Source organism: Streptomyces sp. AC627_RSS907, assembly GCF_019049165.1.
Genome location: NZ_JAGMUE010000391.1, coordinates 1 through 554 on the forward strand (window position 1 = coordinate 1; position 554 = coordinate 554).

A 554-nucleotide genomic window follows, 5' to 3' on the forward strand; every position below is an offset into this window, starting at 1 on the left:
GGTCAGCATGACCGCGTTGACCTGCTTGGCCTCTGTCCGCGAAAGCAGCCTTCCGCCGTCTGCGCGCAGCCCGTGACGGGCCAGGAAACCGCCGGCCAGCGCGAGGTCGCGGCAGCTCATCCGGATCGAGCACTGCCAGAAGTAGTGCTGCAACACCGTGGGCACGGGGTTCTCCAGGTTGCCGTAGCTGGCCATGAAGTGCGCCAGGGCGGCGTTGCGGTCGCCGTGCTCGGTTTCGGAGAGCGCGACGGCCGGGTCGAAGGCCAGGTCCGGGTTGTCGCTCTCGGCCCGCAGGAAGTCCAGGAGCGTGGTGCTCGCGTCGTCGGTGAGGGTCTGCAACCGGTCGGTGACGACCAGCGCCCCGGCGTTGATGAACGGGTTGCGCGGCACGCCGTTCTCATATTCGAGCTGCACCAGCGAGTTGAACGCGTTGCCGGACGGCTCCCTGCCGACCCGCCGCCAGATCGCCTCGCCGTCCCGCGCCAGGACCAGCGCCAGGCTGAAGGTCTTGGAGATGGACTGGACGGAGAACGGCTCCTCCCAGTCCCCCACCC

Annotated in this window: 1 protein-coding gene; it reads right to left on the minus strand. The window is 69.0% G+C overall.

Annotated elements, in window-relative coordinates:
- The coding region (locus KUM32_RS36060) for a glutaminase (protein WP_217146125.1) at positions 1-554 on the minus strand (554 nt) is incomplete at both ends.